This is a genomic window from Thioalkalivibrio sp. ALR17-21, assembly GCF_000420185.1.
GTDB classification, from domain to species: Bacteria; Pseudomonadota; Gammaproteobacteria; order Ectothiorhodospirales; family Ectothiorhodospiraceae; genus Thioalkalivibrio; species Thioalkalivibrio halophilus.
Genome location: NZ_ATUL01000048.1, coordinates 1 through 5,900, shown reverse-complemented (window position 1 = coordinate 5,900; position 5,900 = coordinate 1). Strand labels below are relative to the sequence as shown.

Annotated in this window: 7 protein-coding genes; 5 read left to right on the top strand and 2 right to left on the bottom strand. The window is 66.2% G+C overall.

Going from position 1 to position 5,900, the window contains the following annotated elements:
- Together G020_RS0114340 and G020_RS0114335 are read right to left on the bottom strand one after the other, a co-directional pair.
- The coding region (locus G020_RS0114340; RefSeq protein WP_196800329.1) for a transposase at window positions 1–257 on the bottom strand (257 nt) is incomplete at its 3' end.
- Between the two features lie 315 nt (window positions 258–572).
- Window positions 573–1,535: a DUF2235 domain-containing protein gene (locus G020_RS0114335; protein ID WP_024330073.1), complete on the bottom strand. Its 963-nt coding sequence runs from the start codon at window positions 1,533–1,535 to the stop codon at window positions 573–575.
- 131 nt (window positions 1,536–1,666) lie between these two features.
- Here G020_RS0114335 and tviB point away from each other — a divergent pair, with 131 nt between their 5' ends.
- From tviB to G020_RS0114310, 5 genes are all read left to right on the top strand, one after another.
- Window positions 1,667–2,944 carry a Vi polysaccharide biosynthesis UDP-N-acetylglucosamine C-6 dehydrogenase TviB gene (gene tviB, locus G020_RS0114330; RefSeq protein ID WP_024330072.1) on the top strand — a complete coding sequence of 426 codons (1,278 nt, stop codon included), beginning with the start codon at window positions 1,667–1,669 and terminating at the stop codon, window positions 2,942–2,944.
- A 9-nt stretch (window positions 2,945–2,953) separates the two neighbouring features.
- Window positions 2,954–4,081: a glycosyltransferase family 4 protein gene (locus G020_RS0114325; protein WP_024330071.1), complete on the top strand. Its 1,128-nt coding sequence runs from the start codon at window positions 2,954–2,956 to the stop codon at window positions 4,079–4,081.
- A 13-nt stretch (window positions 4,082–4,094) separates the two neighbouring features.
- On the top strand, window positions 4,095–4,721 hold the full coding sequence (locus tag G020_RS0114320) for a GNAT family N-acetyltransferase (protein ID WP_024330070.1): 627 nt from the start codon (window positions 4,095–4,097) through the stop codon (window positions 4,719–4,721).
- A 70-nt stretch (window positions 4,722–4,791) separates the two neighbouring features.
- On the top strand, window positions 4,792–5,400 hold the full coding sequence (locus G020_RS0114315) for a sugar transferase (RefSeq protein WP_024330069.1): 609 nt from the start codon (window positions 4,792–4,794) through the stop codon (window positions 5,398–5,400).
- 243 nt (window positions 5,401–5,643) lie between these two features.
- Window positions 5,644–5,900, top strand: a 257-nt coding sequence (locus tag G020_RS0114310) for a transposase (RefSeq protein WP_196800329.1), incomplete at its 3' end; no start/stop codon positions are given.

Here is a 5,900-nt window from a genome sequence, read left to right as displayed (position 1 = left end):
CCGCCGGACCGATCCCGGGTCTTCGGCACCTGCACCGGCACATCGCCGATGCCGGTCTGGATCCGGCGCTCCGGCTGGTAGCCATTGCGCACGACCGCCCGGCGCCCGTCCGGCAAGCGGTCCTCCGCGTAGCGCTCCATGAACGTCTGCAACTCTGCCTCCACCGCTTGCTGAATCAGGTCCCGCGCCCCGCGGCGCAGCAGATCGGTCAACGGGTCCTCTGGTCCGTTCGGGATGTCTGTCGTATCGTGAGCCATGGTGGCGTATCTCCTCTGGCTGGCTGGTTGGTCGCACTTCCATTCCAGCCGGATACGCCGCCTTCCTCAATCCCCCCGTACACCACTTTCGACAGTAACTCACCGCGAACACCGGTTGCGGTTCATCGTGAAGGTAATCTAGGACTCCAGTCGGGGATGTGCCTGAATCGCCGCGAGTATGGGTAGGCATGGTTCGTGCGCTGGCCTCCCCCCTTTGTCAGCATAGAAGGCCGCTGGATTTAAAGCAGTAAACTTAACCCTCGAGGGGGCGGGCCGCCGTGGGGGAGCGAAGCCTGCTGCGCGCGGCGGTACGGCTCAACGGGCGAAGAGTTCGGGGCGGTAGCCGATAATCTGGTGGCGGGCTTCGGCCGAGGCGTGCAGGGCTTCGGGCGGCACTTCGCGCGGGCGGTCGCCCAGGTGCAGCCAGCGCAGGGCGCGGCCGGTCCAGGTGCTCCAGGGTTCGTGGATGGGGCCGGTGGGGTCGGGTGCGGTGGCCGGCTCGTGGTCGTCGATGATCTGCAGGCCGGCGTGTTTGGCGCGTTGCAGCATCCATTGCAGGGCGATTTCGGCGAGCTGGCGTTTGGGGTAGCCGCCGCCGACGTCGGCATGGGCGCCGGGGAACCAGAGTTGTTCGAGGATCTGGTGGGGTTCGGCGCGGGTTTCGTTCCACAGAAGGGGCTCGAACTTGGGGCGGCGTTCGTCGATGGCCAGGGCGTGGCAGGCGTGGGCGACCCGGGGGCTGAGTTTGGTGTCGAAGAAGCGGCGGTTGCGGTAGAGGTAGCCGAGCGAGCCGACGGTGTCCCAGGCGCCGATGAAGTGCACCGGGCAGGGGCGGGTGTGACGGCTGCGGAAGCCGGCGGCTTCTTGCGGGTTGTTCTGCCGGGTGTAGAGGTGGGTGGCCTGGGGGACGCGGTCTTCCTGCCCGGGGTGGAGCAGGCCGCATTGTTCCAGCATGCCGGAGAGGGCGCGCACGGCGTAGGCGCCGCGGGAGAAGCCGAACAGGAATACGCGGTCGCCCTCGCGGTAGTGCTGCATGAGGAAGCGGTAGCCGTTTTCGATGTTGGCGGTGAGGCCGTGGCCGAACAGTTTGCCCAGGGTGGTGCCGATGCGGTTGACGCGCGGCAGGCCGAGCGGGGAGAAGGTGCCGACGCCGGGTTCGTAGGCGATGATCTGGTGGTGGTGGGTGGGAATGCGCCGCAGCAGGTGGACGACGTTGGTGTTGACGGTGCCCTGCTGGTTACCGGTGCCGTCGCAGCAGAAGACGATGTTCCGTTCCATGGAATACCCTCGCAAGTCATGTTGCCTTGTGGGGCATTGTAGCGGGGGGCGCGTGCAGGCACCCTCCTACGCGGGCAGGGCAACATGGTGGAACGTGCTTGCACACGAACTGAACGACTTAAGGGATGTAGATGAAGAACCACACGGAAGCGCGGATTGCGGTGATCGGGTTGGGGTATGTTGGGTTGCCGCTGGCGGTGGCGTTCGGTTTGAAGCGGCCGGTGGTCGGGTTCGACGTGAACACCGGGCGGGTGGCGGCGCTGCGGGCGGGGCATGACGATACCCTGGAGGTGCCGGATGATGAGCTCGCCGCCGCGGAGCAGCTGCGGGTAACGGACGATGCCGCCGAACTGGCGGATTGCAATGTGTTCATCGTGACGGTGCCCACCCCCATCGATGCCCACCGGCGGCCTGATCTGCGCCCGCTGCTGGCGGCCAGCGAGACGGTGGGCCATGCGATTTCGCCTGGGGATGTGGTGATCTACGAGTCCACGGTGTATCCGGGGGCGACGGAGGAGGACTGCATTCCGGTGGTGGAGCGTGTCTCGGGGCTCACCTACAACCGGGATTTCTTTGCCGGCTACAGCCCGGAGCGGGTGAACCCGGGGGACCGGGAGCACCGCGTGACGACCATCCGCAAGGTGACCTCCGGCTCCACGCCGGAGGTAGCCGAGTTCGTGGACGCGCTGTATGGCCAGGTCATCACGGCGGGCACGCACAAGGCGAGCAGCATCCGCGTGGCCGAGGCGGCCAAGGTGATCGAGAATACCCAACGGGATGTGAACATCGCGCTGATCAACGAGCTGGCGATGTTGTTCAACCGCCTGGGGATCGACACCCAGGAGGTGCTGGAGGCGGCCGGTTCCAAATGGAACTTCTTGCCGTTCCGGCCGGGGCTGGTGGGTGGCCACTGCATCGGGGTGGATCCGTACTACCTGACGCACAAGGCGCAGGAGATCGGGCATCACCCGGAGATTATCCTGGCCGGGCGGCGGCTGAACGACGGCATGGGCGCCTATGTGGCCAGCCAGCTGGTGAAGGCCATGCTGCGCAAGGGCGCGCGCGTGCAGGGTGCGCGGGTGCTGGTGATGGGGCTGACGTTCAAGGAGAACACCCCGGACCTGCGTAACAGCCGGGCGGTGGACGTGGTGCGCGAGCTGGAGGGCTACGGGCTGGCCGTGGATGCGTATGACCCCTGGGTGAACGCGGCCGAGGCCGAGCACGAGATGGGCATCACGCCGGTGGCACAGCCGGAAGCGGGCGCCTACGACGCGGTGGTGATTGCCGTGGCCCACCGCGAGTTCGCCGAACTGGGCGCGCAGAGAATGCGCGCCTTCGGCCGCGATCCGCACGTGCTGTACGACTTGAAATACTTGCTGCCGCGTGGCGACTCGGACTTGCGGTTGTGAGTTTGCGTCATGTCTGAACGGGTTTTGGTGGTTGGTGGGATATCACGGTCGTTGACAAATTTCCGCGGGCCGCTGCTCGACTGTCTTCGAGAACGCGGGCACGAGGTCCTGGCCGCCGCGCCCGATGACGAGGATGCGGCGGCCGTCCGCAAGGAGCTTGGTGAGAAGGGAATCACGCTGCATGTGGTTCCCATGGCGCGGGGCGGAACCAACCCGGTACGCGATCTCGGGACGCTGCTTGCCCTGCGGCGGCTGATTCGGGAGCGGCGGCCGACGGCGGTTATCGCGTATACCGCCAAGCCGGTCATCTATGCAGGTATGGCCGCCCGGGCCGAGGGCGGCGTTCGGTTTTTCCCCATGATCACGGGGCTTGGCTACGCGTTCACGGAAGGTGAAGGTTTGCGCCGGCGTGTGCTGCAACGGGTGGTTCGTGGGCTTTATCGTCGGGGGCTAGCCGGTGCCGATACGGTGATCTTCCAGAACCCGGATGATCAGGCTCTGTTTCATGAGATGGGGCTGGTGCCCGAGCGCGCCAAGTCGGTCCGCGTGTACGGATCTGGGGTGGATACGGAGCGGTTTCCGCGGCATCCGTTGTCGGATGTGCCGGTGTTTCTGATGCTGTCCCGCCTGCTGGCGGACAAGGGTGTGCGCGAGTATGCGGAGGCGGCGCGGCGGGTGCGTGTCGAAATGCCCAAGGCTCGGTTTCTTCTCGCCGGGTCGGTGGACCCTAACCCATCGGCCATTGGGCGCGAGGAGCTGGAGCGGTGGTCGGCGGAGGGCTCAATCGAATACCTCGGTGCGCTGGATGATGTGCAGGCTGCCTTGGCGGAAAGCCGGTACTACGTCTTGCCCTCCTATCGGGAGGGGACACCCCGGTCGGTGTTGGAGGCGATGGCGACCGGGCGGCCAGTGATCACCACGGATTCGCCCGGCTGTCGTGAGACCGTGGAGCACGGGTGCAATGGATTGTTGGTGGAACCGCGGAGCAGTAAGGCGCTGGCGGATGCGATGCTGGAAATGCTCCGGATGCCGGGCGACGCCGTGGAGCGCATGGGAGAGGAAAGCATCCGTCTGGTGCGCGAGCGATTCGACGTGCGGCGGGTGAACGAGAGCATCCTGGCGGCTACGGGGCTTTAGAGGGCGCGTTCGTATGGAGCAGCTGGCGTACCGGGTGAAGCAGCGTTTTCCGGGGGTTTTTAGCGGGGTCGAAGCGGCGGCCCGCGGGGTGACGGTGCTCCGTTTCGGCCGGCGCATCCGGCGCGCCCGGGCCGACGCCGTGGTGCAGGGCACCGTGCGCGGGGAGGCGGCGGTAATGCGGCCGCTGGGGCTCGATGATCTGGATGCGCTGCACGGGTTTCTGGCGGAGCAGCCGGATGAACATCTGCGATATTTTCGACCGCATGGGTTTGACCGGGCGGCGCTGAGGGCGGTGCTGGGTTCGGGGGCGTTCCTGAACTATGGCCTGTTTTTCGGCGATCGGCTCGCGGCCTATGCCCTGTTGAAGGTGGCACCGACCGGCTCGGCGTTCATCGGACGGCTGGTGGGGCCGGATTACACTGGGTTGGGCCTCGGGCGGTTTCTTGCGGTTTACCTGTACTGGCAGGCCTCGAAGGCGGGCCTGCGGGCGCGGTCGACGATCAGCCGGGATAATCCGGCTTCGTTGCGTTCTCACGAGGCGGTGGCGAAGTTCGAGATCGTGGCGGAGCTGCCGAACGACTATCTGCTGATCGAGTTCCCGCCGGGGCGGCCGGAAACGCCGGTGTTGGCGGTGGGGTAGGGTTGTCCTGGGGCTTCCACCTGACCGGAGCGGGTCGACTACGGGATAGATTCCAAGGATCGTTTGCTTGATGGAGGAAGGTTTGAGTACCGGGCAGGCCGCGCTGAAGCGCGGCTTTGACGTGTTTGGGGCGGCCGTTGGGCTGGCGCTGACGTTCTGGCTGATCGCGCTGGCGTGGTTGGCGGCGACGGTGGATACGCGCGCGAATGGGTTTTTTACCCAGCAGCGGGTGGGGCGCGACGGGCGCGTCTTCCGGGTGATCAAGATTCGCACCATGCGAGTGGGCACCGGGCTGGATACGACGGTGACGACCGGGCACGATCCTCGCATTACGCCGCTGGGGCGGTTATTTCGGCGGGCCAAGATCGACGAGTTGCCGCAGTTGATCAATGTGCTGCTGGGACAGATGAGCTTTGTGGGGCCGCGGCCGGATGTGCCGGGGTATGCGGATGCGCTGGAGGGGGAGGATCGCGTGATCCTGACGGTGCGCCCGGGTATTACCGGGCCGGCCACGCTGAAATACCGCGACGAGGAGACCTTGTTGGCGGGGGTGGATGACCCGGAGCGGTACAACCGCGAGGTGATCTTTCCCGACAAGGTGCGGATCAACCGGGAATATGTGCAGCAGTGGTCGTTGCGGAAGGATCTTGGGTATATCTGGCGTACCGTGTTCCGGTAGGGGCGTGGCGCCTTTGGGCGGTGGGGCTGGTTCGGCTCTGATCGCCCAGGGGGCCGGGCTCCTACAGTGGTGTGGGTTCCGGACATGTAGGAGCGGAGCCCTCTCCGCGATTGGGGCGTTTGGGCCGTGCGGTCGGTGGTTGGAGTTACTGTCGAAAGTGGTGTACGGGGGGATTGAGGAAGGCGGCGTATCCGGCTGGAATGGAAGTGCGACCAACCAGCCAGCCAGAGGAGATACGCCACCATGGCTCACGATACGACAGACATCCCGAACGGACCAGAGGACCCGTTGACCGATCTGCTGCGCCGCGGGGCGCGGGACCTGATTCAGCAAGCGGTGGAGGCAGAGTTGCAGACGTTCATGGAGCGCTACGCGGAGGACCGCTTGCCGGACGGGCGCCGGGCGGTCGTGCGCAATGGCTACCAGCCGGAGCGCCGGATCCAGACCGGCATCGGCGATGTGCCGGTGCAGGTGCCGAAGACCCGGGATCGGTCCGGCGG

Coding starts and splice junctions, on each gene's coding strand:
- G020_RS0114335 (WP_024330073.1), bottom strand. CDS start 1,535: ATGGAACGGAACATCGTCTTCTGCTGCGACGGCACCGGTAACCAGCAG.
- tviB (WP_024330072.1), top strand. CDS start 1,667: ATGAAGAACCACACGGAAGCGCGGATTGCGGTGATCGGGTTGGGGTAT.
- G020_RS0114325 (WP_024330071.1), top strand. CDS start 2,954: ATGTCTGAACGGGTTTTGGTGGTTGGTGGGATATCACGGTCGTTGACA.
- G020_RS0114320 (WP_024330070.1), top strand. CDS start 4,095: ATGGAGCAGCTGGCGTACCGGGTGAAGCAGCGTTTTCCGGGGGTTTTT.
- G020_RS0114315 (WP_024330069.1), top strand. CDS start 4,792: ATGGAGGAAGGTTTGAGTACCGGGCAGGCCGCGCTGAAGCGCGGCTTT.